Origin of the sequence: uncultured Salinicola sp. (assembly GCF_937921195.1) — a bacterium.
Taxonomy (GTDB): Bacteria; Pseudomonadota; Gammaproteobacteria; order Pseudomonadales; family Halomonadaceae; genus Salinicola.
In genome coordinates this window covers 14,428-37,127 of sequence record NZ_CALFQK010000063.1, presented here as the reverse complement: position 1 = coordinate 37,127, position 22,700 = coordinate 14,428, and the positions used below count along the sequence as shown (strand labels likewise).

Annotated in this window: 19 protein-coding genes; 13 read left to right on the top strand and 6 right to left on the bottom strand. The window is 65.3% G+C overall.

Annotated features, from left to right (window positions below):
• Positions 1 to 33 precede the first annotated feature (33 nt).
• A complete protein-coding gene (locus tag Q0602_RS05465) occupies positions 34 to 1,353 on the bottom strand; it encodes an FAD-dependent oxidoreductase (RefSeq protein WP_298840023.1) in 1,320 nt (439 codons plus the stop codon).
• Between the two features lie 651 nt (positions 1,354 to 2,004).
• Here Q0602_RS05465 and Q0602_RS05460 point away from each other — a divergent pair.
• The 4 genes from Q0602_RS05460 to Q0602_RS05445 all read left to right on the top strand — a co-directional run bounded on the left by Q0602_RS05460 (position 2,005) and on the right by Q0602_RS05445 (position 6,673).
• The gene (locus Q0602_RS05460) at positions 2,005 to 4,773 is read left to right on the top strand and encodes a nitrate reductase (RefSeq protein WP_298840020.1); all 2,769 of its coding nucleotides are present in this window, start codon (positions 2,005 to 2,007) and stop codon (positions 4,771 to 4,773) included.
• A complete protein-coding gene (cobA, locus tag Q0602_RS05455) occupies positions 4,760 to 5,644 on the top strand; it encodes a uroporphyrinogen-III C-methyltransferase (protein WP_298840018.1) in 885 nt (294 codons plus the stop codon). Before Q0602_RS05460 ends, cobA begins: the two co-directional genes overlap by 14 nt.
• A gap of 89 nt (positions 5,645 to 5,733) precedes the next feature.
• On the top strand, positions 5,734 to 6,075 hold the full coding sequence (locus Q0602_RS05450) for a zinc ribbon domain-containing protein YjdM (protein ID WP_298840032.1): 342 nt from the start codon (positions 5,734 to 5,736) through the stop codon (positions 6,073 to 6,075).
• Positions 6,076 to 6,202: 127 nt separating this feature from the next.
• Positions 6,203 to 6,673: a GNAT family N-acetyltransferase gene (locus Q0602_RS05445; RefSeq protein ID WP_298840016.1), complete on the top strand. Its 471-nt coding sequence runs from the start codon at positions 6,203 to 6,205 to the stop codon at positions 6,671 to 6,673.
• Between the two features lie 92 nt (positions 6,674 to 6,765).
• Here Q0602_RS05445 and Q0602_RS05440 read toward each other — a convergent pair whose 3' ends face one another.
• The 4 genes from Q0602_RS05440 to Q0602_RS05425 form a co-directional block, all read right to left on the bottom strand.
• Positions 6,766 to 8,130, bottom strand: coding sequence for an MFS transporter (locus tag Q0602_RS05440; protein ID WP_298840014.1), 1,365 nt, complete (start codon positions 8,128 to 8,130; stop codon positions 6,766 to 6,768).
• 371 nt (positions 8,131 to 8,501) lie between these two features.
• The gene (locus tag Q0602_RS05435) at positions 8,502 to 9,794 is read right to left on the bottom strand and encodes a nitrate regulatory protein (RefSeq protein WP_298840011.1); all 1,293 of its coding nucleotides are present in this window, start codon (positions 9,792 to 9,794) and stop codon (positions 8,502 to 8,504) included.
• 247 nt (positions 9,795 to 10,041) lie between these two features.
• Positions 10,042 to 10,395 carry a hypothetical protein gene (locus Q0602_RS05430; protein ID WP_295039705.1) on the bottom strand — a complete coding sequence of 118 codons (354 nt, stop codon included), beginning with the start codon at positions 10,393 to 10,395 and terminating at the stop codon, positions 10,042 to 10,044.
• A complete protein-coding gene (locus tag Q0602_RS05425; protein WP_298840008.1) occupies positions 10,392 to 10,880 on the bottom strand; it encodes a hypothetical protein in 489 nt (162 codons plus the stop codon). The genes Q0602_RS05430 and Q0602_RS05425 overlap by 4 nt, the downstream gene beginning before the upstream one ends.
• 214 nt (positions 10,881 to 11,094) lie before the next feature.
• On the opposite strand from Q0602_RS05425, the gene Q0602_RS05420 reads away from it, so the two are divergent.
• The 3 genes from Q0602_RS05420 to Q0602_RS05410 all read left to right on the top strand — a co-directional run bounded on the left by Q0602_RS05420 (position 11,095) and on the right by Q0602_RS05410 (position 13,613).
• Positions 11,095 to 11,439, top strand: coding sequence for a PepSY domain-containing protein (locus Q0602_RS05420; RefSeq protein WP_295039700.1), 345 nt, complete (start codon positions 11,095 to 11,097; stop codon positions 11,437 to 11,439).
• A gap of 81 nt (positions 11,440 to 11,520) precedes the next feature.
• Positions 11,521 to 12,192: a response regulator transcription factor gene (locus Q0602_RS05415; RefSeq protein WP_295039698.1), complete on the top strand. Its 672-nt coding sequence runs from the start codon at positions 11,521 to 11,523 to the stop codon at positions 12,190 to 12,192.
• Positions 12,189 to 13,613 (top strand): sensor histidine kinase, encoded by a 1,425-nt coding sequence (locus Q0602_RS05410; RefSeq protein ID WP_298840005.1) that lies wholly within the window; start codon positions 12,189 to 12,191, stop codon positions 13,611 to 13,613. Before Q0602_RS05415 ends, Q0602_RS05410 begins: the two co-directional genes overlap by 4 nt.
• Before the next feature lie 50 nt (positions 13,614 to 13,663).
• Here the strand turns inward: Q0602_RS05410 and Q0602_RS05405 are convergent, their stop codons facing one another.
• A complete protein-coding gene (locus tag Q0602_RS05405) occupies positions 13,664 to 14,653 on the bottom strand; it encodes a LacI family DNA-binding transcriptional regulator (RefSeq protein ID WP_298840003.1) in 990 nt (329 codons plus the stop codon).
• A gap of 469 nt (positions 14,654 to 15,122) precedes the next feature.
• Here Q0602_RS05405 and Q0602_RS05400 point away from each other — a divergent pair, with 469 nt between their 5' ends.
• The 6 genes from Q0602_RS05400 (at position 15,123) to xylB (ending at position 22,576) form a co-directional block, all read left to right on the top strand.
• Positions 15,123 to 16,442 carry a sugar ABC transporter substrate-binding protein gene (locus Q0602_RS05400; RefSeq protein ID WP_298840000.1) on the top strand — a complete coding sequence of 440 codons (1,320 nt, stop codon included), beginning with the start codon at positions 15,123 to 15,125 and terminating at the stop codon, positions 16,440 to 16,442.
• Positions 16,443 to 16,636: 194 nt separating this feature from the next.
• Positions 16,637 to 17,482, top strand: coding sequence for a carbohydrate ABC transporter permease (locus Q0602_RS05395; protein ID WP_298840029.1), 846 nt, complete (start codon positions 16,637 to 16,639; stop codon positions 17,480 to 17,482).
• Positions 17,479 to 18,303 carry a carbohydrate ABC transporter permease gene (locus Q0602_RS05390; RefSeq protein ID WP_298839997.1) on the top strand — a complete coding sequence of 275 codons (825 nt, stop codon included), beginning with the start codon at positions 17,479 to 17,481 and terminating at the stop codon, positions 18,301 to 18,303. The genes Q0602_RS05395 and Q0602_RS05390 overlap by 4 nt, the downstream gene beginning before the upstream one ends.
• A gap of 45 nt (positions 18,304 to 18,348) precedes the next feature.
• Positions 18,349 to 19,482 (top strand): ABC transporter ATP-binding protein, encoded by a 1,134-nt coding sequence (locus Q0602_RS05385; protein WP_298839995.1) that lies wholly within the window; start codon positions 18,349 to 18,351, stop codon positions 19,480 to 19,482.
• 60 nt (positions 19,483 to 19,542) lie between these two features.
• The gene (locus tag Q0602_RS05380; protein ID WP_298839992.1) at positions 19,543 to 21,018 is read left to right on the top strand and encodes a mannitol dehydrogenase family protein; all 1,476 of its coding nucleotides are present in this window, start codon (positions 19,543 to 19,545) and stop codon (positions 21,016 to 21,018) included.
• 70 nt (positions 21,019 to 21,088) lie between these two features.
• Positions 21,089 to 22,576, top strand: coding sequence for a xylulokinase (gene xylB / locus Q0602_RS05375; protein ID WP_298840026.1), 1,488 nt, complete (start codon positions 21,089 to 21,091; stop codon positions 22,574 to 22,576).
• Positions 22,577 to 22,700 lie beyond the last annotated feature (124 nt).

The following is a 22,700-nucleotide window of genomic DNA, read 5'->3' as shown; positions in this document are numbered from 1 at the left end:
TGGCCGGGGCGTGTGTCGTGATAGGGGCAGGTGTCATGCCGCTTCCTCCAGTTTATCAGTGGCGTTGTCGGCCAGAAGTCGTGTGGCGTCATCGGCGCCGAACAGCAGTACGTCGCGGCAGGCGCTCAGGTCGTGGGCTTCACGGGCGTGATGGAAATAGCCGGGGCCGGCGATGGTATCGCCGTAGAGCACCGCGCCGACGAGACGATCGTCGTGCAGCAACAGCCGACGGTAGTCGCCGTTCTCGGCATCGGCGTAGGTCAGCGTCTCGTGCCCTGGCGGAATCTCGACCGGGCCGAAGGCAAAGATCGAGATATCCGCGACCTTGAGACGGGTTGCACACGGGATCTCGCGGTAGGGGGCGCTGCGCTGGCCGCAGAGCCGAGCGGCGAGCACATCCACCTGTCGCCAGATCGGGTCGACCAGACCGTAGGTGTTGCCCTCGAACTCGCAGCAATCGCCGAGGGCGTGAATGGCGGGGTCGCTGGTCGTCAGCGTCGCGTCGACGACGATACCGCGGGCGACATGCAATCCGGACTGTCGGGCCAGTGCCGTATGGGGCTTGATACCGGCGGCGACCACCACGCAGTCGGCAGGCAGTCGGCGGCCATCCTCCAACCGTACCGCGACCACGTTGCCATCGGTATCGCCTTCGCAGGCGGCCAGGTGAGCGTGGGTTTCTATGGTCAAGCCGCGGCTCTCCAGTTCGGTACGCAGCCAGCTCGCCGCCGTCTCATCCAGTTGCCGGTTCATCAAGCGCTCGCTGCGCTGCAGCACGCTGACGGTCAGCCCTCGCTTGCGCAGACCTTCCGCCGCCTCCAGCCCCAGCAGCCCGCCGCCGATGACGACCGCACGGCTACCCACGGGTCGCGACGTGAGCCAGGCGGTATCGACGAAATCGCGGAACCCGCCGACATTGCCCAGCCGAATGCCGGGAACGTCCGGCAGGGCAGGGCGCGAGCCTGTCGCCAGTACCAGGCGGTCGTAAGCCACCTGTTCGCCCCGGTCGGTCCGGATCCGGCGTCGTCGCCGGTCGATGGCGACCACCCGTTCGCCCAGCCGCCATGTCACGCCCGCTGTCGCGACGTCCTCGAGGGGGAGGTCGAGTGCGCTGCGTTCGATCTCGCCGGCCAGCCACGGCGACAACAGGATGCGGTTGTAGGCCGGCGAGGCTTCCTCGCCGATGACCGTGATGCGGTCGGGGCGGTCCGGACGTTTCAGCAGCGCGCTCAGCAGGCGATGGCCGGCCATGCCGTTGCCGACGATCACCAGATGCGCCGGGGCGCTGCAGGTATCCGAGGGCGGGTTCCGGGAAGCGTTCGGAAACCCGTTGAGGGAATCGTTCTGGGACATGAGGTCTCTCCCATCCGGCGTCGTGGCCGCCCCGTCAGGTGCTGGCCAATAACGAAAAAGGCGCCTGATGACACGAAGCGGGGCTTCGCGGCATCAGGCGCCTTTGCCTGAAATTCGAACAGTGTCTGTCTCGCTGTCATGCGGTGGATGCCGGCGGCATTGCGGGCATCGTTTCGCGTCGACGCGACCGCCGTTGGTCGTCGTCACGTCGTAGGAAGCGAAAAGCGTGCCAGCGCGATCCCGATATCGTCATTTCAGCGAGATGAGGGGACTCTTCGGGCGCCGGGATATCGAGTTTGCGCAACATCGGTGCGCAGGCGGCGATGGCTGCACCAATGCGGGCCGTAGCGCCCGTCGACGCGTGGGGCGAAGCCGACGACGCCATGGGTCGAATGCGGCAAATCCTTGTTCTTCGGCTTTTCTGGCGATGTTGGACCCGTTCTTGCCTGTTTCAGGTCATCAAATGAAGTTGATCAGAGAGTCCTCGTCCCGATGGACACGATCGATGCCAACGGCGGCATCGATCCAGCCAGGGCGATGAGATTATCGATAACGCGCGGACGGGCAGTCATCTGTTTCGCCGCCAGCAGGCAACGAGGCCTGACGTCACCTTGAGTGATGTCAGGCCTTTTGCGTTTTTGGAGGCTCGCAATGTCAGATCGGCAGGCCAAGGGCCGTTCGATTACCGAAGACACCGCTACCGGTCCGGCGATTACGGACGCCACCACCTGTCCTTATTGCGGCGTCGGGTGTGGGGTCGTCGTCGAGCACGACGGTGAACGGGTGAGCGGCGTCGAGGGCGATCGGACGCATCCGGCCAATTTCGGCCGGCTCTGCGTCAAGGGTAGCGCCCTTCACGAGACCCTGGGCGACGAAGGGCGCTTGCTGCGCCCCCGTGTCGACGGCAAGTCGGTGGACTGGACGACGGCGCTGGACGCCGTGGTCACCCGGTTGGCGTCGACGCAGCGCGAGCACGGCCGGGGCGCGGTAGCGGCGTATCTCTCCGGCCAGCTGCTGACCGAGGACTATTACGTCGCCAACAAGCTGTTCAAGGGCTTTCTCGGCACGCCGCATGTGGATACCAATTCACGGCTCTGCATGGCCTCGGCAGTGGCGGCCTACAAGCGCGCCTTCGGGGCCGATGCCGTGCCGTGCTGCTACGAGGACCTGGAGTGCGCCGAGCTGGTGGTACTGGCGGGTTCCAATCTGGCCTGGAACCATCCGGTACTCTATCAGCGCCTGAAGGCGGCCAAGGCGCGTAATCCATTGATGCGGGTGGTGGTGATCGATCCGCGCGTGACCGACAGTTGCGAAATCGCCGATCTCTACCTGGGGCTCGAGCCGGGCAGCGATGCGCGGCTGTTCAATGGCCTGCTGGCGTGGATGGAGGAGAAAGGACGGGTCGATCGCCGTTATCTGGAGCGCCACACCCAAGGATTCGAGGCGGCACTGAACGCCGCCCGCGAGGACGACACCCGCCTCGCGGCCATCGCCCGCGACTGCGATGTCGATCTCGAACGGTTGGAGACCTTCTTCTACTGGTTCGCGACCCATCTGCACGTGGTGACGCTCTACTCCCAGGGCATCAACCAGTCGAGCAGCGGCACCGACAAGTGTCAGGCGATCATCAACTGCCACCTGGCCGGGGGCAAGATCGGGCTGCCGGGGGCCGGGCCGTTCTCGATCACCGGACAGCCCAATGCGATGGGCGGTCGTGAAGTCGGTGGGCTGGCCAACCAGTTGGCCGCGCACATGGACTATCACACGCCGGGCGCCATCGATCGGGTCACCCGTTTCTGGCAGACGGCCTCGCTCGTGCCGACGTTGCCGAACGAGCCGGGGCACAAGGCCGTGGAGCTTTTCGATGCCATCGAACGCGGCGAGATTCGCGCCATCTGGATCATGGCCACCAATCCGGTGGTCAGCATGCCCGACGCCAACCGTATCAAGCGCATCCTGGCGGCCTGCCCGCTGGTCATCGTCTCCGACTGCATGGCCAACGCCGAAGTGCTGGAAGTGGCGGATATCGTGCTGCCGGCCAGCAGCTGGGCGGAAAAGGATGGCACCGTGACCAATTCCGAACGCCGGATCTCGCGCCAGCGAGGGTTGCTTCGGCCGCCCGGTGAAGCGCGCCACGACTGGTGGATCATGAGCCAGGTCGCGGCCGGGCTGGGCTTTGGCGAGGCGTTCGGCTACGCGCACCCCGCCGATATCTTCACGGAGCATGCACGGCTTTCGGGTTTCGAGAACCCCTCCGACAAACCGGGCGAGGATGCCAGGTTGTTCGACATATCCGGCCTCGCGGCGCTCGATCGTGCCGGTTACGAGGCGCTGGCGCCGATCCAGTGGCCAGTCAACGGTGGCGCCCCTCGGGGCACCGCCCGGCTGTTCGAGGATGGCCAGTTCGCCACGCCGGACGGCCTGGCGAAACTGCTGCCGGTGCGCCCGCGGGGGCCGCAGCAGGAGATCAGCGTTCGGCGGCCGTTGCGACTCAACACCGGACGAATCCGCGACCAGTGGCACACCATGACCCGTACCTGGCGCGCGTCTCGTCTGATGAATCATCGCCAGGAGCCGTTCGTCGAGATGCATCCCGCCGATGCCGAAAGCCATGGGATCGCCGACCAGCAACTGGTCGAGCTCGATGGTGCCGGGGGGCGATACCGGGCGCGAGCACGACTGGCCAAGGGCCAGCGACGTGGCGAGCTTTTCGCGCCGATGCACTGGAACGACGCCTTCAGCGGCCAGGCCAAGATCGGCGGGCTGATCGCGCCGATCACCGATCCGGTCTCCGGTCAGCCGGAATCGAAACAGGGCGCGGTAAGCCTGAAACCGCTCGAGACGGCCTGGGAGGCGACATTGATCGTCGCCGGCGATCTCGCCGGGACGGTGGATCCACGCGACGACTGCGCGTACTGGACACGCATTCCCATGGCTCACAGCCTGCGCTGGCAGCTCGCCGGCGAGCCGGCGCTGGAAAATCGCGACTGGCTGGCCTGGGCCGAGAGCCGGCTACCGCTCCCGGCGACACAGTGGAGCCGGGACAGCGCCCGGGAGCGGCTGCGCGCCAGCGGCCTCGAGGCGGGCCGACTGCGCTGGTGGCTGATGGTGGGGCCGCCGGCGGCGTTGCCGGCCCTGCACTGGCTGGATGCCTGTTTCGCCCGTGGGCCGGATGCGTCGCTGGATCCGGCCACGCGCCGACGCATCCTGGCCGGTTGTGCCAGCGGTGCCCGCGATCAGGGAGCGATCGTCTGCAGCTGCCACCAGGTCGGCCAGCGTTCGATCGTCGAGGCGGTCCGTGCCGGCGATGCCAGCGTCGAAGCGCTGGGCGCCAGGCTCGCCTGCGGTACCCAATGCGGCTCCTGCCTGCCGGAATTGAAATCCCTGCTCGAAGAGGAGAGCGCCCATGTCAGCGTATAACCCGTCACGCCCGGTATCGATCAAGGTGGGCCAATGGATGGCCCGCGTCTGGCAGACCGGCCGGGAGCGCCTGACGAACGAAGGTCGACGTTCGACGACAGGCACGTCGTCGGCCGAGCGCGGCCACGTCTACCTGGTCGGGGCCGGCCCGGGGGCGGCGGATCTGCTGACGCTGCGTGCCGCGGGTCTGATCGAGCGCGCCGAGGCGATCGTCTACGACCGGCTGGTGGGCGAGGATATCCTGGCGCTGCTTCCACGGGGTTGCGAGCGTTACTACGTCGGCAAGGCGCGCGGCCACCACAGCGTGCCCCAGGCGGAGATCGGCCGCCTGATGGTGCGCCTGGCCCAGGCCGGCAAACGCGTGGTGAGGCTGAAGGGCGGTGATCCGGGCATCTTCGGCCGCCTGGGGGAAGAGCTTGCCGCGCTCGCCGAAGCCGGGATCCCGGCGGAGATCGTCCCCGGGATCACCGCCGCGTCCGGTGCGGTAGCGGCCATGGGGCTGCCGCTGACGGATCGCGCCCACGCCCAGCAGGTTCGCTTCATCACCGCCCAGGCCTGTCGCGAAGACCAGGTTCTCGATTGGCGTGGTTTGGCCCGGCGTGACGAGACGCTGGTGTTCTACATGGGCCTGAGTCATGTCGAAACCATCTGCGAAGAATTGATCGGCGCCGGGCTGCCCTCCGACTGGCCGATCATGCTGACCGCCAACGCCTCGCTGTCGCAACAGCAATCCCTGGTCGGTACGCTGGCGGACATGCCGGAGCGACTCGCCGCCAGCCCCTTGCCGTCGCCGTGCCTGATCGTGGTGGGTAGCGTGGTGACAATGGCCAGCGCCTGGGTCGGACGCGACGCGACGGCCACGGCTCGCTGAACGGCACTGGGCAGGGTGGCCGCCGGCGCGTAAACTCCGCGCCTTCCTCTCGATCGGAAACGACCATGAGCCAGCCATCAGGAACGACCATGAGCCAGTTGCCTCCCTGCCCGCAGTGCGGTTCCGAATACACCTACGAAGATGCCAGCGTTCTCGTCTGCCCCGAATGTGCCCACGAGTGGACCCTCTCCGAGGCCACGAGCGGTGATGCCGACGACCGACGGGTTACCGATGCCCATGGCACGCCGCTCGTCGATGGCGACAGCATCACCGTGATCAAGGACCTCAAGATAAAGGGCTCTTCACAGGTGGTGAAAGTGGGCACCAAGGTCAAGAACATTCGTCTGGTCGATGGCGATCACGATATCGACTGCAGGATCGACGGTATCGGAGCGATGAAGCTCAAGTCCGAGTTCGTCAAGAAGGTCTGACATCAACAGGGTCTGACATCAAGAAGCTCTGACATTGAATCGACGCCGGCTCCGGCGTTGGATCTATCGGGCTCTCTAGCCGTCGAGGCCGTCGATCGGCTTGGGATTCAGCATCACGGGTGGGGCCATGATGGACTGGAATATCTCTCGGTTGGACCGCGCTGACACGCTCGGCATCGAAACGGTATCGCGTTGGACCTTCGGCGCCTGGGGCGGACTCCACCCGCACACGACCTTCGACGAATGGCGGGACGACACCCGCGAGGATTGCGGTGCCAGAGGCGTGCCTTCGGTATTCGTGGCCATGAACGATGGCGAGCCGATAGCTACCGCGAGCCTGACACTCAGCGACATGAGCACTCGGCCCGCCATGGGGCCCTGGCTCGCCTCCGTTTTCGTCCTGCCGGCCTGGCGCGGCCGCGGTATCGCCTCGGCATTGGTGGCGACGGTGGAGACCGAGGCCCGGGAAGCGGGTTGTCGGCGACTTTATCTCTACACACCCGACCAGGTGGCGCTCTACGCGCGGCTGGGCTGGGTGCCCTTCGAATCCGTGATCTATCGTGGCGAGCGCGTCACGTTGATGCACCAGGACCTCTGAAAAAAGCCGCTACCCGGAGGCAGCGGCGAAGATCGCATGGACTCGCGATGGAGAGGGGCGTGATGACAAGGCGTCATCGCAGGGGCGCGCGCTCAGCCGGCAGCAGCCCCCCGCTCGGCATCCCGAGCGACATGGCGCTCGCCCTCGGCCTGGCGATAGGCCGCATCTTCGGTCGCTTCTGTCTCCGTGGAGAACCTGACCGCGAGCGCGAATAGCGAGGCGGCGATGACTGCCAGACCCAGATAGAAAAGACCCTGTTGATAGGAGAGCGATTCCGAGCGAAACAGGAAGCCGGCGGCCACGGCACCGGCATTGCCGCCGGCACCGACGATCCCCGCCACCGCGCCCAGCGCCTGCTTGTTGATGAACGGCACGACCCCGAAGGTGGCGCCCTCCGCCATCTGCACGAACAGGCTGAACACCAGCATGATGCCGATCGCTACGGCCAGGGTCTGCATCTGGGCGAAGCCCAGCAGTGCCACGCCCTCGCATAGCAGCGCGATGAACAGCCAGCGCACGCGCCCCTTGAGTCCGCCGTTGCGCGCGAACAGGTCCGAGAACACGCCGCCGAGAGTGCGCGCGAACAGGTTCATCAATCCGAACAGCCCGGCGATCAGCCCCGCCGTGGCCAGGTCCAGCGAGAAGGTGTCGAAGAAGTAGATCGCGGCGATGTTGTTGATGGTGAGTTCCACGCCGAAGCAGGCCGCGTAGACCACGAACAGTGCCCAGACGCGGATGTCCCGGGCCGCGGCGATGAAGCTCTGCAGGGCGCCGTGTTCCCGGGTGGCCGGCGGCAGTTCGCCACGCGCCCGCAGATCGCTGAAGTTTCCATCCGGCGCGTCCTGGGTGAAGCGGTAATAGGCCAGGCCGGTCAGCAACAGCACGATGCCGGGCACCACCATCGCCAGCCGCCAGCCCAGGGTCTCGCTGACACCCAGCATCAGCACGCCGGAAAACACCAGCGGCATCAGGATCTGCGTGGTGCCGCCACCGAGGTTGCCCCAGCCGGCGGTGGTGGCATTCGCCGTGCCGACCACGTTGGGCGCGAACATCACGGTGGAGTGGTACTGGGTGATGACGAAGGACGCGCCGATCGCGCCGATCGCCAGTCGAGCCAGCAGGAAGCTTTCGAAGCTGTCGGCCAGGCCGATCGACATGACCGGCAGCGATCCCAGGCAGAGCAGCCAAATGTAGGTCTTGCGCGGACCGAGCCGGTCGCAGAGCAGCCCGATCACCAGTCTGACGACGATAGTGATGGCGACTGAGGCGATGATCGTGTTGCCGATCTGGCTCTTGGTCAGACCCAGGTCGTCGCGTACGACGGCCATCAGCGGGGCGATGCCGAACCAGCCGAAGAAGCAGACATGGAAGGCGAACCAGGATAGATGGAAGGCGCGCATCTGCGGCGTGGAGAAACTGAACAGGCGGATCTTGTTGGCTTTGTGGCGGATGTCCATGAAGATCTCTCTCCGATGGTGACGGGCATGAAAAAACGGCGTCCACCGCTCGTCATGCCGGGCATGAGAAGCGATGGACGCCGTTGTCCGTTGCGGGCCTCGGCCGTCGTTGGCCGGGCATCGCGATGATGGGTCGGGAGTCGTCTGACGACGTCCCGGTCGGGCCGCCTTTGGTCCGAACTCATCGAGTCAAGCAGAAGGCGTACCAGAATCGCCGTTAGCGACGAGATTCAACAACATAAGCCCGATCCCGTGATGCACGACGACGGAAGCGCGAGCGGATGGAGCCTCAGGTCGGTGCAACGACCCCGCTCACTGCACCAACAACGTCTGGCGGGCGGTTCGAGGTCCTGGTTCAGGCTCGCCTGGGTTCAGAGGCGCTTCGAGGAGAGCATCTCTACCAGGTCGATCACGTTCTGGGCGACCTCGATCAGTGGCTTGCTCTGGTCCATGGCGGTCTTGCGGAGAAGCCGATAGGCCTCGTCCTCGGATAGCTGCCGGTGCGTCATCAGCAACCCCTTGGCGCGATCGATCCGCTTGCGATCGCGTAGTGTCCGGCGGGTAGTTTCGAGCTCGTCGCTGATCTGCTGCAGCCTGGCGTTCTGCAGCTGTACCAGGTCGATCAGCGAGCGACTGAAGCGTGAATCCATCGTATTGGCGGTCAGGGCGCCAAGCCCCGCTGCCTGGTCCGAGGCCGGTACCTCCAGCAGCAGGTTCAGCGGAGCCGCCCACGGCTCCCCATTCAATGCCTCCTGCGGACCCGAGCCATTTTCGATGTCGCGTTCGGTCTGGACGATGCGCTCGCGGCAGCTGTGCTGAAGCTCCTCGACCAGACGATCCTCGATCCCCTTCATGGCGTCGATGCGCTGGGTGGCGATCGCGAACCACTGCTCGCCGGGATCGTCGAGATCGCCAGGTAGCGGTGTCTCCTGCGTCGCCAGTTCACGCAGCCGATCGATGGCGCCGTGAACCGGCTGGTCGAGCTCCCGGCGCCAACGAGAGGCCAGGTCGGCACTGGCGAATTCGGCGAAGGTCTCGAAGCAGCGCTGCTGGGCATCGATCAATTGGCGTAGCGTCTGGCGATGGGCCTCGTCGAAGGCGCCCAGCGTGAAGCCGAAGGCGCCGCAGGCGCGCTCCTGTCCGGCCAGCTCCTTGCCCTGGATGAAGTGGAACAGACACACCAGCACGCGGGTGATTTCGATGTCGCCGGCGGTATCCGCGGCTTCGAAGATGACCGATAGCAGGTTGCTGATCAGGCGGTTGAACAGCCGCACGGCGTCGTCCGCGGTCAGGCGGTGTGCGTCGATCTCCAGGCGGATGCCGGGGAGCGCATCGAGCCCGTGCCAGACCGCGGCGACCCGGATCAGCAGGCGGGTGTTGGCGAGCCGGTGCGGGGCTCGGTCGGTTTGTGGGGTTGCCCACTCTTCGAGGCGCTGGCGAAGCGTGGTCTCGGCTTGCCGGCTGTCGGCGATACGCTGGCGGCGTTGCGTGGCGAAGCGTCGGCCTCGTGAGCCGAGGTAGATACTGGAGGCGCCGCGCTCGCGTTGCAGCGCATGCACGAAACGGCTGATGTCGCCGACGACGGCGGCGGTTTCCGCCAGGCCGGCCAACTGCTCGATCTCGGAAATCTTGGCCGCACGCAGCAGCCGGTCGATCGCTTCCATGGGTCACGAAGCCCTGTGTCGAATTATTGTTGTCGGAGTCATCTCGCCGATGCGCTGCCGGCGCATCGTTATCGCGGATTATACCAAGGTCGTAACCGACTCTACCGCGTACGCCGAAGAGGCGCACGCGGTAGAGTCTCGGCAAAGCGGCGGGAAGGGCGATCGAGGACTGCACAGACCCCTTGTGCGCCGCGAGACGGTTCGATCGATGACGAGGGGGCGGCAGGGGTGGCCGGGATCGGCGCGGTTAGCCTTCCTTCGAGCGAACTTCGTATTCGCCGTCGAGCACGCGCTGAGAGCGCCCGGAGGAGGCATCGCCGCCGTGGTCGGCGCTGCCGCCGGCGTACTGGGCCCGGGACGCGCGAACCTGCTCGGCGCGCTTGTTCATTCGATGGCGGAGAAACGGCAGCATCGCCCAACCGATGATCAGCAGGAAGAGGCCGAGCAGGGTGCCGATGATCAGCATGGCGCCGAACAGCAGCCAGGTCAGCAGCAGTCGGATGCCGCTGGCTCCCTGGCTGGGGCGGGACTGCTGAACGCGCTCGCGCCACTGCTGGGCGGCACGCCAGGCGGCGTTGTCCTTCTGGCGGTTGTCGGTCATCCGTTGGCACTCCCAGTGTCGCGATGTTCGGAATTCAGCTCCTCGCGGTGCAGGTCGAGTTCGAACTGCGCTTGCTGCGCATTGTAGCCCTCGATCTCGACATGCCCATCACTATCGACCTCGAGCTCCGCGAAATGTTGCATCCCCTCGGCCCGGGCTTTCGAGAGCGCGGCATTCAACTCCTCCTTGGTCAGACCCCAGTCGGGGGCGATCGACTTCCGCTGACTCTCGCGCATCAACGTGCCCTCGTTCAGCGTCATCGCGACATCGAGTTCCCAGCCATCGGCGCGCCAGCCTTCGATCTCGAATCGATTGTCATCGTGATCGGCATCCAGTTTCTCGTAGCGATTGAAACCGTAATCCTCGGCGCTGTTGAGCAGCTTCTCCAATTGACCGTAGGAGAGTGTGGTGTCACCCGCCAGGGCGTTGGCGCCGAAGCCTCCGCCGAGCGCGACGGCAGGGAGTACCCATAGACGATTTTTCATGACGGACCTCCTGAGGAGCGTTTTCCGGTAGGCGCTGATCGCGCCGGTCGGCCGTGGCCGACGCTATCACCCGTTATACGCGGGGGGACCTTGCCTCGAACTGACGACGACATTCATGTTGCGTTAATCGCCCGTCGCTGGCCTGAACGGGGAGTCGCGTTCGACCGGCTGAATGTTCATGTCGGATTCATGGCGGTTGCGGCACACTGATACCATGAAACTTCGCAACCTTCTTATGCTGCTGACCGTGACCCTGCCGCTGATGATGAGCGGGGCGCTGGTGCCCGTGAGTGCCGATGGCGACAATTGGCGGGATCTCCACAAGGAGGTCAAGGAGGGCCATCTGGTCGGTATCGACGAGATCATGGACTGGCTGGAGGCCCGCTACGAGGGGCAGATTCTCGAGGTCGAGCTGGAGCAGGAGGATGGCCGGATCGAGTACGAGGTGGAGATGATCGGGCCCCAGGGGCAGGTGGTGGAGTTCGAGTTCGATGCCACCGACGGCGAGCTGCTGAGCATCGAAGGCGTTAATATCGAGGCGATGAAGAAATCGCCGTGAGTCATCGGCGTCACGCGGCGCCATCGGCCGGGTCTCCGCCGAGCGACGGTGACGGGTGAATCTTGAACCGGGGAGTCGGTAATGAAGGTACTGTTGGTCGAGGACGATGCGGCGCTTGCCGAGGCGCTGGCCGATGCCCTGGCCGAGGCCGGGTTGCTGATCGAGTCGACGACCACCGGACAGGAAGCCGACTTCCTGGTCCGCACCGAGCGTTACGATGCGATCATCCTGGATTTGGGGCTGCCCGATGGCGACGGCACTCGCTGGCTCTCCCAGTGGCGGGAGGACGATATCGACCTGCCGGTGCTGGTCCTGACGGCGCGGGAGCGCTGGTCCGACAAGGCCGCGGGCTTTTCCGCCGGCGCCGATGACTACGTGGTCAAGCCGTTCGAGACCGCCGAAGTGCTGTTCCGCCTGCGCGCGCTGGTCCGGCGCAGCCACGGCCATGCCCATCCGGTTATCCGGGTGGGGGAGCTGACCCTGGACACGCACTCCGGCAGCGTCTCGCTGGCAGGTCGCCCCATCACGCTGACCGCCCAGGAGTCCCGGCTGCTCTCCTACCTGATGCACGCCTCACCGCGCATCGTCAGTCGGGCCGAGCTGGTCGAGCACGTCTACAACCGCGATCATGAGCCCGACTCCAACGTCATCGACGTGCAGATCAGTCGACTGCGACGCAAGTTCGGCCGTGCCCGGATCGAGACGCTGCGGGGCCAGGGCTATCGCCTGGTCGATCTCGAGGCCGGCCCTTGAGGCGTTGGCAGCCACGCTGGATGTCCCGCCTCGGCGAGCGCCTGCGCCTGGCGCCATTGGGGGCGCGTCTGCTGGTGGCGTCGTTGATGCTGGTCATCGTGCTCCTGCCCTTGGCCGGCATCGGGCTGAGTTACAATTTTCGCCAGTCCGCCACCGCTTCCTTCGACAGCCGGCTCGAATCCCAGCTCAATGCGCTGCTGGCCGGGATCCAGGTCGACAACGTCGGTCAACGTCTTCAACTCAATCGCTCACTGGGCGACGCTCGCTTCGACCGCGTCTACTCCGGCTGGTACTGGCAGGTGAGCGACGGTGGCGATCTCACCATGACCTCGCGCTCGCTATGGGACCAGCGGCTGCCCGTTCCCGGGCACCACGAGGGGGTCAATATCTATGAAGTCAGCGGTCCGCGTGACGACGCGCTGCGCATGATCGAACGGGATCTCCGGCTGCCGGGTTATCGCGACGTCATCCACGTGGCGCTGGCGGGTTCGACCGCGGAGCTGGATCACGAGGTCGGGCGCTTCGAGCGGCTGCTGATCCTGTCGCTGGCCACCTTTGGCGTGTTGCTGCTCGCGGGCCTGGCGCTCCAGATGCGCTGGGGGCTCGCGCCACTGAGACGGATGTCCGCCAATCTGCGGGCGGTGGAGGAGGGCGAGAGCGAACGGCTTGACACGCAGTTGCCGGTGGAGCTGAAGGAGTTGGCGTTGGCCATGAACGGGGTGCTGGAGCGCGACCGACGCCTGATCGAGCGCGGGCGTGCGGCGGCCGGCAATCTGGCCCATGCGCTGAAGACGCCGGTCAGCGTGCTGAAGACCCTGTCGGAACGCTTTCCCGAAGCGCAGCGCAGGCCCATCAACACCGAACTGACGCGCATCGACGACGCGGTGCGCCACCATCTGGCTCGAGCCTCGGCGGCGGGCGGCGTGGCATTCTCGGGGCGCGTGGCGATCGGCGACGCGATCGCCCCGGTCGTGCAGGGGCTGGCCAGGCTCGCGGAGCGTCGCGGGGTGCGGTTCGATGCCGATATCGACCCCAGGGCGGCGGCGCGCATCGACCCGCAGGATATCCAGGAGCTCACCGGCAACCTGCTGGAGAACGCGCTGCGCTGGGCAAGCACCCGGGTCTCGTTCACGGTCTACCAGGTACCGCAGGGCGTTCGCCTGCGGATCGAGGATGACGGCCCGGGAATGACGCGGGCCCAGGGCGAGTCGGCGCTGGCGCGGGGGGTGCGCCTGGACGCCCGTGGCTCGGGATCGGGGCTGGGGCTGTCGATCGTCGAGGACCTGATGATGCTGTACGGCGGCACCCTGCGCCTCGAGCGTGCGGCGCTGGGCGGGCTGGCGGCCGACGTCTGGTTGCCTGCGTCGCCGGTATCCGCGCAGGCCGGCAGTGCTGCCGGCCGCACGTCGGCATCCGATTGAGCGTTCGCTGCCCGGTCCTCGCGGAGGTGATGCCTGGCCGCCCCGGCATGTCACTCGGTGCGGAGCTCTCCTCGCACCACGGTGCGGAAGCCGCGCTGCTCCGGTGACTGGATCGCCGCCAATGCCAGCTGTAGTGCCTGCTGGGCGATCTCCGGCAGATTGTGGTGGATGCAGGGGATATGCACCCCGAACACGTCGCTGTGCTCGATGTCGTCGATGCTGAACAGCTGGATGTCCTGCTGCGGCACGATGCCCTGCTCGTGACAGAGCTTCAACACCGCCATGGTGATCTGGTTGTTGGCCCCGATGATGGCTTCCGGCCAGGGGTGGTCGCGCAGATAGTCGCGCAGCGCACGGTAGGCCGGCTCGAAGCTGAAGTCGCTGTAGATCACCTCGAGCGATACCGGCCGGCTGCCGAGCGCTTCGCGCAGCCCCGACATGCGTCCGATCGAGACCATCGAGTCGGCCGGGCCCGACACGGCGAGCAGCTGCTCCAGCCCCCTCTCCAGACAGTAGCGCCCGGCCTGGTAGCCGCAGTCGAGGTTGTCGATGTAGACCCCGCCGTAGTGAGCGGCCTTGAGTTCGCGATCGACCAGCACCACGGGAATCTTGGCCGCCTCCAGGCGATCCAGGTACGCCGGGTGGTAGTCGATGTCCGAGGAGATGACCGACAGGATGACGGCATCGACGGAGAATTCGATCAGCTTGCCGATCGCCTCGCCTTCCAGGGTTTCCGACTCGTAGGAGTCGAAGACCAGCACCGTGTAGCCCCGGGCCCTGGCTGCCAGCGTGATCTCCCGGGTCATCCGGCCGAAGAAGGGGTTGCTCATGTTGGGGTTGACGACGCCCAGCGTACGCGTGATCGCGGGATCGCGGTTGAGCGCCTGCGACTGGGAGACGTAGTTGAGTTCGCGGGCGATTCGCAATATCTGATCGCGGGTCTCGGCGTGCACCTTCTCCGGGGAAGAGAAGGCCCGCGAGACGGTGATCTTGCTGACGCCGGCTTGTCGGGCAATATCTTCGAGCGTGGTTCGAGGCATCGACCTCATCTCCCTGGTGACACTCTTGGTTCTGCGACCTGTCGAGACGGTGGCTGGCGAGGCCGGGCGGCCGGCCCGACTCAGTGAATATCATGAGCAACTGATATCATTTTGTGTCATTTTATAACATCGATATTGTCGGCGCGAGGTGGCTTTTTCTCTACAACTTAGGTCTATCCGGGGCATTAAACATTGGTCTAATAATAAATAAGTTATTGATTTTGCTGAATTGTTTAAAACGTCTCCTGCTTGATTCCTTCAGTGTTAACGCTATGATTTCTTCTTGATGTCATGTGCGTCAGGGCAGGCATCCAAGAATGCACGGTCGATCCTCTTCACCATAACGCCAGCCTGGATAGATTGGGTCGGATCGTACCCGTGGGATCGTTCGATGCTCGGCGTGACAGCCGTCGAATGCGGCCGCCGTGGAAAACCATAGCAATAACGAGCGCTACGAGAGGAATTCCAGATGAGACTTGCCTTGTTCATTTCAGGTGTCGGGATCGCAGGCTTGAGTGCCTGCTCCGCCGCCATGGCACAGAGCACGGAAATCACCGTCGCCACGGTGAACAACCCCGATATGGTGACCATGCAGAGCATGATGTCGGCGTTCAACGACGCGCATCCGGATATCAAGGTCAACTGGGTGACGCTACCGGAAAACGAGTTGCGGCAGAAGGTCACCACCGATATCGCCAGCGGGGCCGGCCAGTATGACGTGGTCACCGTGAGCAACTACGAGACGCCGATCTGGGCGCAGAACGACTGGCTGACGCCGATGGAGAACCTGCCCGAGAGCTACGATGTCGATGACCTCCTCGCGCCGGTGAAGGAGGGGCTGTCGGTCGACGGTACGCTCTACGCCCTGCCGTTCTACGCGGAGTCCTCGGTGACCTATTACCGCAAGGACCTGTTCGAGAAGGCCGGTATCGAGATGCCGGACAAGCCGACCTGGAGCCAGGTCGAGGAGTTCGCCTCCAAGATTCACTCGCCCTCGGACGGCGTCTATGGCATCTGCCTGCGTGGACTGCCCGGGTGGGGCCAGAACATGGCGCTGTTCGGCACCATGGTCAACAGTTTCGGCGGTCGCTGGTTCGACATGGACTGGAAGCCGCAGCTGACCAGCGAGGAGTGGAAGAACGCGGCCAACGCCTATGTCGACCTGCTCAACGATTATGGCCCCCCGGGCGTGACCTCCAATGGCTTCACCGAGTCCGAGACGCTGTTCGCCAATGGCCAGTGCGGGATGTGGGTGGATTCCACCGTCGCGGCCAGCTATGTGAGCGACCCGGAGACCTCGCAGGTCGCCGACAAGGTCGGCTTCGCCCAGGCGCCTTACGAGACCACGGAGAAAGGCTCCAACTGGCTGTTCACCTGGGCGCTGGCCGTGCCGCAGTCCTCCAAGCAACAGGAAGCGGCGAAGACCTTCGTCGACTGGGCGACCTCCAAGGACTACATCCAGGCCGTGGCTGACGACAAGGGCTGGCTGGCTGTCCCCCCGGGAACGCGTCAGTCGACCTATTCCAGCGAAGACTACGTCAAGGCGGCACCGTTCGCCCCGCTGGTCGAGACGGCGATCAAGAGCGCCAGCCCCAACGACCCCAGCGCGCAGGAAGTGCCCTATACCGGCGTGCAGTTCGTCACCATTCCCCAGTTCCAGGCGATCGGTACGCGGGTCGGCCAGCTGATGGCGGCGATGCTGTCCGGTCAGAGCAGCGTCGATGAAGCGCTGCAGCAGGGACAGACCTTTACCGACCGCATCATGCAGCAGACCGGCAAACCGCAGTAAGCGATTCGCCACGGACACCGCCGATCCGCCAGGTGATCGGCGGTGTCGCTGCGTAAGTCGGACCAGTGGTTGCATGACGCAATCCAAAGCCACGGGAATCACGCATGAAAGCCATTTCTCGAACCGCCTCGACCACCGCGCCATCCGCCGAAGTGACCGGTGCGCGCTCGTTCGCTCGCACCACGCGACTGTTGATGGCTCCGGCGGTCATCTTCCTGCTGATCTGGATGCTCGTGCCTCTGGCAATGACCATCTACTACTCGTTCCAGCAGTACAACCTGATCATGCCGATGTACAACGGCTTCGCCGGGTTGGGAAATTTCGCCATCCTGTTGAGCGATCCCACTTTCTGGAAATCGCTGGCCAACACCCTGATCATCGTCGCCGCCAGCCTGCTGATCACGGTCTGCCTGGGCCTGGCGCTGGCGCTGCTGTTCAACCGGACCTTCGTCGGCCGTGGCGTGGCACGCACGCTGGCGGTCGCGCCGTTCTTCGTGATGCCGGTGGTGACCGGGCTGATCTGGAAGAACATGCTGTTCCACCCCGTCTACGGCCTGTTCGCCTGGGTGGCGCGGCAGCTGGGGCTCGAGCCGGTCGACTGGCTCGCCCACTACCCGATGCTGTCGGTGATCATCATGATCACCTGGGAATGGACACCGTTCGCGCTGCTGGTGCTGCTGACCGGCCTGCAATCGCTGCCGGAGGACCAGATCGAGGCGGCCAAGCTCGATGGCGCCAGCGCCTGGCAGGAGTTTCGCCATATCGTGATCCCGCACCTGGGGCAGGTGCTCTACGTCGTGGTGATGCTGGAGAGCATCTTCTTCCTGACCTCGTTCGCCGAGATCTACACCACCACCAGCGGCGGCCCGGGCACCGCGACCACCAACCTGCCGTATTACATCTTCCAGACCGTGTTCCAGCAGAACGACATCGGCATCGCCTCGGCGGCCGCCATCGGCGCCGTGATCCTGGCGAACATCTTCGCCATCATGCTGATCCGCTTCATTGCCGGAAACCTCAACGCGGGAGCCGCACGATGAACTCGAACCGGTTTACCAATGGCGCCCTGGGCGTGCTCGCGTGGGGCGTGGCGCTACTGATCTTCTTCCCGATCCTGTGGTTGCTGCTGACCTCGTTCAAGACCGAGCAGCAGGCCTTCACGGTGGTGCCGAATTTCTTCTTCTCGCCGACGCTGGAGAGCTTCAAGATGGCCCTGGCGCAGGGCAGCGGCTACTGGCACTACGCCTGGAACTCCGCGCTGACCGCCGTCGCCTCGACCGTCATCGGACTGGCACTGGCGGTGCCGGCGGCCTACGCGATGGCGTTCTACCCCAACAAGCGCACCGACTTCCTGCTGGTATGGATGGTCTCGACCAAATTCATTCCGGCGGTGGGCGTGCTGATTCCGATCTACCTGGTCTACAGCGCGGTCGGGCTGCTGGACAACGCGCTGGGGCTGACGCTGCTGTTCACCGCCATGAACCTGCCGATCATCGTGTGGATGGTCTACTCCTACTTCCGCGACATTCCCAAGGACATCGTCGAGGCCGCCGACATCGACGGGGCCAGCATCATGCAGACCCTGTTCAAGGTGGTGTTGCCGCTGGCGCTTCCCGGGCTGGCCTCGACGGGACTGCTGGCGCTGATCCTGGCCTGGAACGAGTCGTTCTGGAGCATCACCATGACCGACCACCGCGCAGCGACGCTGGCGGTCTACATCGCCTCGTTCAAGAGTGCCGAGGGGCTGTTCTGGGCCAAGATGTCCGCCGCCTCCGTGCTGGCGATCGCGCCGATCATCGTGCTCGGCTGGTTCACCCAACGCCAGATGGTCAGAGGCCTGACTTTCGGCGCCGTCAAATGACCGGCGATCGTGCTGGTAACGGATCTCATCTAGAGGGTTAACGACATGGCTATCGTCGAACTCAAGAACGTCGCCAAGAACTATGGCTCGCAAATCAAGGGCGCCAGCAGCAGCAACGCCGTCGACGACTTCAACCTGGTCACGCGTGACGGCGAGTTCGTGGTCCTGGTGGGGCCTTCGGGCTGCGGCAAGTCGACCACCATGCGCATGATCGCCGGGCTCGAGCGCAACACCGAAGGCGAAATCCTGATCGGCGGCCGGGACGTCAGTCAGGTGCCGCCCAAGGAGCGCGACATCGCGATGGTGTTCCAGAGCTACGCGCTCTACCCGCACATGAGCGTGGCCGAGAACATGGCGTTCAGCCTGCGGCTGAAGAAGCGTCCCGCCGAGGAGATCAAGCAGAAGATCGACGAGGCGGCCCAGACGCTGGGCATCCAGCATCTGCTCGAACGCAAGCCGCGCGAACTCTCCGGCGGGCAACGTCAGCGTGTCGCGCTGGGTCGGGCGATCGTGCGCGATCCTCAGGTCTTTCTGATGGACGAGCCGCTCTCCAACCTGGACGCCAAGCTGCGCGTCGACATGCGCGCCGAGATCGTCAAGCTGCACAAGCGCCTCAACGTCACCACCTTCTACGTCACCCACGACCAGGTCGAGGCGATGACCATGGGCGAACGCATCGTGGTGATGAAGGATGGCAAGATCCAGCAGATCGACACGCCGATCAATCTCTACGAGTTCCCGGCCAACCGCTTCGTGGCCGGATTCATCGGCAATCCCTCGATGAACTTCCTGCCCGCCAAGCATGTCGATGGTGTCGCGAGCGGCGATGGCTATCGGCTCTCCCTCGACGCTGCCCATCGTGCCACCATGGCGTCGCGGGGGGCGGTGGACGTCTGGGCCGGTATCCGCCCGGAACATCTTCGCCTGAGCGATGCGGACGCGACCAATCGTATCGAGGGCACGGTGGATGTGGTCGAGACGCTGGGCGCGGTGACCATGGTGCAACTCAGCGTGGGCGAGCACGCCGTTTCGGCCCAGCTCCCGGGCCATCGGAAGGTGCAGCTCGGCGACACGCTGACGCTGACCTGCGATAGCGACAAGCTGCATCTGTTTGACAGCGAGAGCGAACTGGCCATCGCCCGCGAGTCGACGGCGGCCCCCTCGGCCGCGGAAGCCTGACCGATACCGTGGCGTGTTCGCAGGATCACCCACGGCAGTGACTTTTTCAGGAGAAACGTTATGGCATCGTTGAATTCGGCGGCGCTCGACCAGCTCGATGGCAGCGTCGCCAAGCCGTCCTACGACCGGGCCCAGGTCACGCCTGGCATCGTGCACTTCGGTGTCGGCGGCTTCCATCGCGCCCACCAGGCGATGTATCTCGACGACCTCATGAACCGGGGCGAGGCGCTGGACTGGGGCATCGTCGGCGTCGGGGTCATGCCCGGCGATCGTCGCATGCAGGCGGCGCTCTCCGCCCAGGATCATCTCTATACCCTGGTGATCAAGCATCCCGAGGGCGAGTACCAGGCGCGGGTCATCGGTTCGATCATCGACTATCGCTACGCGCCGGACGATATCGAAGGCACCCTGGAGCTGCTGGCGGATCCGAAGATTCGCATCGTCTCGCTGACGGTGACCGAGGGCGGCTACAACTTCCACCACGTCACCGGCGAGTTCGATCTCGGCAACCCCGATGTCGAGCACGACCTGGCCTCGCCGAAGACGCCCAGGACCACCTTCGGCATCGTCGCCGAGGCGTTGGCGCGACGCCGCGAGCGGGGCATCGAGCCGTTCACGGTGATGTCCTGCGACAATATCCAGGGCAACGGCGAAGTCGCGCACAAGATGTTCGTGGCCTATGCCCGGGCGCGTGACGCTGAACTGGGTGACTGGATCGATGCCAACGTCCAGTTTCCCAACTCCATGGTCGATCGCATCACGCCGGTGACCACCGATGCCGACATCGAGGAGATCGGAAGCCGGTTCGGCATCGAGGATCGCTGGCCGGTGGTCTGCGAACCCTTCACCCAGTGGGTGCTGGAGGACCATTTCAACGCTGGCCGTCCGGCCTACGACCAGGTAGGCGTGCAACTGGTCGAGGACGTCATGCCCTACGAGCTGATGAAGCTGCGCCTGCTCAACGCCAGCCATCAGGCACTGACCTATTTCGGCTACCTGGCCGGCTATCGCTACGCCCATGAAGTGTGCCAGGACCCGCTGTTCGTCGACTTCCTGCTCGATTACATGAACCGCGAGGGCACGCCGACGCTGCGGCCGGTGCCGGGGGTCGATCTCGACGACTACAAGCGCACCCTGATCGCGCGCTTCGCCAATCCGGAGATCAAGGACACCCTGGCGCGGCTGTGCGCCGAGAGTTCCGATCGCATTCCCAAGTGGCTGCTGCCGGTGATTCGGGAGCAGCTGGCCCAGGGAGGGGAGATCCATCGCAGCGCGGCGGTCGTCGCGAGCTGGGCGCGCTATGCCGAGGGGGCCGACGAGCAGGGCGAGCCGATCGCGGTGGTCGATCGCCTCAAGGACGAGTTGATGGCGATCGCCAAGCGCAACCGCGACGAGCCCACCGCGTTCATCGAGAACCGTCAGCTGTTCGGGGATCTGGCCGACGACGAGCGGTTTCGCTCGGCCTATCTCGATGCGCTGGATCGTCTCTACCGCGATGGCGCACGGGCCTGCGTCGAGCACCTGGTCGCCAATTGACTGCGGCGGTCGACGGGATGAGGCCGGCGCTGGCGCCGGTCTCGACGGAACTGATCAAGGGATGGATGTGATGTATATCGGCGTGGATTGTGGCACCCAGAGCACCAAGGTGGTGGTGGTCGATGGCAGCGACGGTCGCATCGTCGGCGAGGCCTCACGACCCCACAAGCTGGAGCAGGGCGACCACGGACGGCGGGAGCAGCGTGTCGAGGAGTGGACCGAGGCGTTCCGTGGTGCGCTCGACGAGGCGTTGAAGGATGCCGGTGTCGGGGCGGAGACCATTCGCGCGATCGGCATCTCCGGCCAGCAGCACGGCATGGTGGCACTGGATGGCGACGGCGTACCGGTGCACCCGGCCAAGCTCTGGAACGACACCGAGACCGCGGAGTGGAACGAACGACTGATCGACCGGCTCGGCGGCGAGCGGGGCTGCATCGACAAGCTGGGACTGGTGCTGCAGACCGGCTATACCGCCTCCAAGGTCGCCTGGCTGCGCGAGACCCATCCGCAGGCCTATCGCCGGATCGCCACGCTGCTGCTGCCCCACGACTACCTCAACTTCTGGCTGACCGGCGAGCGCGTTGCCGAACCGGGCGACGCCTCGGGTACCGGCTACTTCGATACCCGGGCGCGTACCTGGCGGCGCGATGCCTTCGAGATCATCGCCCCGGAACTCGACTTCGACAGCGTGCTGCCCCGACTGATCGACTCCCGCGAGGCGGTGGGCAAGGTGCGGCCGGCGCTGGCCCGTGAGCTGGGCCTCAGCGACGACGTCATCGTCTCCAGCGGCGGCGGCGACAACATGATGGGCGCCATCGGCACCGGCAACATCGAGCCGGGACGGGTCACGATCAGTCTCGGCACCTCCGGCACCATCGCCGTTCATTCTGGCGAACCGGTGGTGCCGGACAACGCCATGGTGGCGAACTTCTGTGCCAGTCACGGCGGTTGGCTACCGCTGATCTGCACCATGAACGTGACCTCGGCCACGACGACGTTGCGGGAACTGGTCGGGCTCGACATCGACGGTTTCAACCGTGCCGTGGCCAAGGCGGAACCGGGGGCGGGCGGCATCACGCTGCTGCCGTTCTTCAGTGGTGAGCGGGTGCCGGCGCTGCCGCAGGCGCAGGCCAGCATGAGCGGCATGACCAGTTTCAACACCACGCCGGAAAACCTGTGCCGCGCGGCGGTCGAGAGCGCCACGTTCGGGCTGCGCTACGGGCTCGAGCTGCTCGGCCCGCTGGCGAGCGAGGCGACCCAGATTCGTCTCGTCGGTGGCGGCGCGAAGAGTCCGGTCTGGCGTCAGATCGTCGCCGACGTGCTCGATCTCGAAGTGGTCTGTCCGGAAGTCACCGAAGCCGCGGCCTTCGGGGGCGCCATTCAGGCGCGCTGGTGTGACGATCGCGAGTCCGAGGTGGCACTGGACCAGCTCTGTCGGGACTGGGTCCGGCTGGACGAGACGACACTGACCCGGCCACGGCCGGAAACGGTCGCCAGCTACGACGGTATCTACCGGCGCTATCGGGAAGCGCTTAGCCGGGAGTACGGCATCGCCTGATAGCCGCCCGTTCCAGCAGGGGAGGGGCATTGAAATCACCGCCTCTCCCCCTCATGAAGACGGGATCCGGGCGGTGATTCTGTGCGGGAATTCCACCTCGCGGGCATCCTGTCCGACCCGCAGC

Excerpts from the sequence above, each read along its gene's own strand:
- cobA (WP_298840018.1), top strand. The coding sequence starts at position 4,760 with ATGTCAGCGTATAACCCGTCACGCCCGGTATCGATCAAGGTGGGCCAA.
- Q0602_RS05465 (WP_298840023.1), bottom strand. The coding sequence starts at position 1,353 with ATGTCCCAGAACGATTCCCTCAACGGGTTTCCGAACGCTTCCCGGAAC.
- Q0602_RS05380 (WP_298839992.1), top strand. The coding sequence starts at position 19,543 with ATGGCATCGTTGAATTCGGCGGCGCTCGACCAGCTCGATGGCAGCGTC.
- Q0602_RS05400 (WP_298840000.1), top strand. The coding sequence starts at position 15,123 with ATGAGACTTGCCTTGTTCATTTCAGGTGTCGGGATCGCAGGCTTGAGT.
- Q0602_RS05390 (WP_298839997.1), top strand. The coding sequence starts at position 17,479 with ATGAACTCGAACCGGTTTACCAATGGCGCCCTGGGCGTGCTCGCGTGG.
- Q0602_RS05415 (WP_295039698.1), top strand. The coding sequence starts at position 11,521 with ATGAAGGTACTGTTGGTCGAGGACGATGCGGCGCTTGCCGAGGCGCTG.
- Q0602_RS05440 (WP_298840014.1), bottom strand. The coding sequence starts at position 8,130 with ATGGACATCCGCCACAAAGCCAACAAGATCCGCCTGTTCAGTTTCTCC.
- Q0602_RS05450 (WP_298840032.1), top strand. The coding sequence starts at position 5,734 with ATGAGCCAGTTGCCTCCCTGCCCGCAGTGCGGTTCCGAATACACCTAC.
- Q0602_RS05430 (WP_295039705.1), bottom strand. The coding sequence starts at position 10,395 with ATGACCGACAACCGCCAGAAGGACAACGCCGCCTGGCGTGCCGCCCAG.
- Q0602_RS05425 (WP_298840008.1), bottom strand. The coding sequence starts at position 10,880 with ATGAAAAATCGTCTATGGGTACTCCCTGCCGTCGCGCTCGGCGGAGGC.
- Q0602_RS05420 (WP_295039700.1), top strand. The coding sequence starts at position 11,095 with ATGAAACTTCGCAACCTTCTTATGCTGCTGACCGTGACCCTGCCGCTG.
- xylB (WP_298840026.1), top strand. The coding sequence starts at position 21,089 with ATGTATATCGGCGTGGATTGTGGCACCCAGAGCACCAAGGTGGTGGTG.
- Q0602_RS05435 (WP_298840011.1), bottom strand. The coding sequence starts at position 9,794 with ATGGAAGCGATCGACCGGCTGCTGCGTGCGGCCAAGATTTCCGAGATC.
- Q0602_RS05405 (WP_298840003.1), bottom strand. The coding sequence starts at position 14,653 with ATGCCTCGAACCACGCTCGAAGATATTGCCCGACAAGCCGGCGTCAGC.
- Q0602_RS05460 (WP_298840020.1), top strand. The coding sequence starts at position 2,005 with ATGTCAGATCGGCAGGCCAAGGGCCGTTCGATTACCGAAGACACCGCT.
- Q0602_RS05385 (WP_298839995.1), top strand. The coding sequence starts at position 18,349 with ATGGCTATCGTCGAACTCAAGAACGTCGCCAAGAACTATGGCTCGCAA.
- Q0602_RS05395 (WP_298840029.1), top strand. The coding sequence starts at position 16,637 with ATGGCTCCGGCGGTCATCTTCCTGCTGATCTGGATGCTCGTGCCTCTG.
- Q0602_RS05445 (WP_298840016.1), top strand. The coding sequence starts at position 6,203 with ATGATGGACTGGAATATCTCTCGGTTGGACCGCGCTGACACGCTCGGC.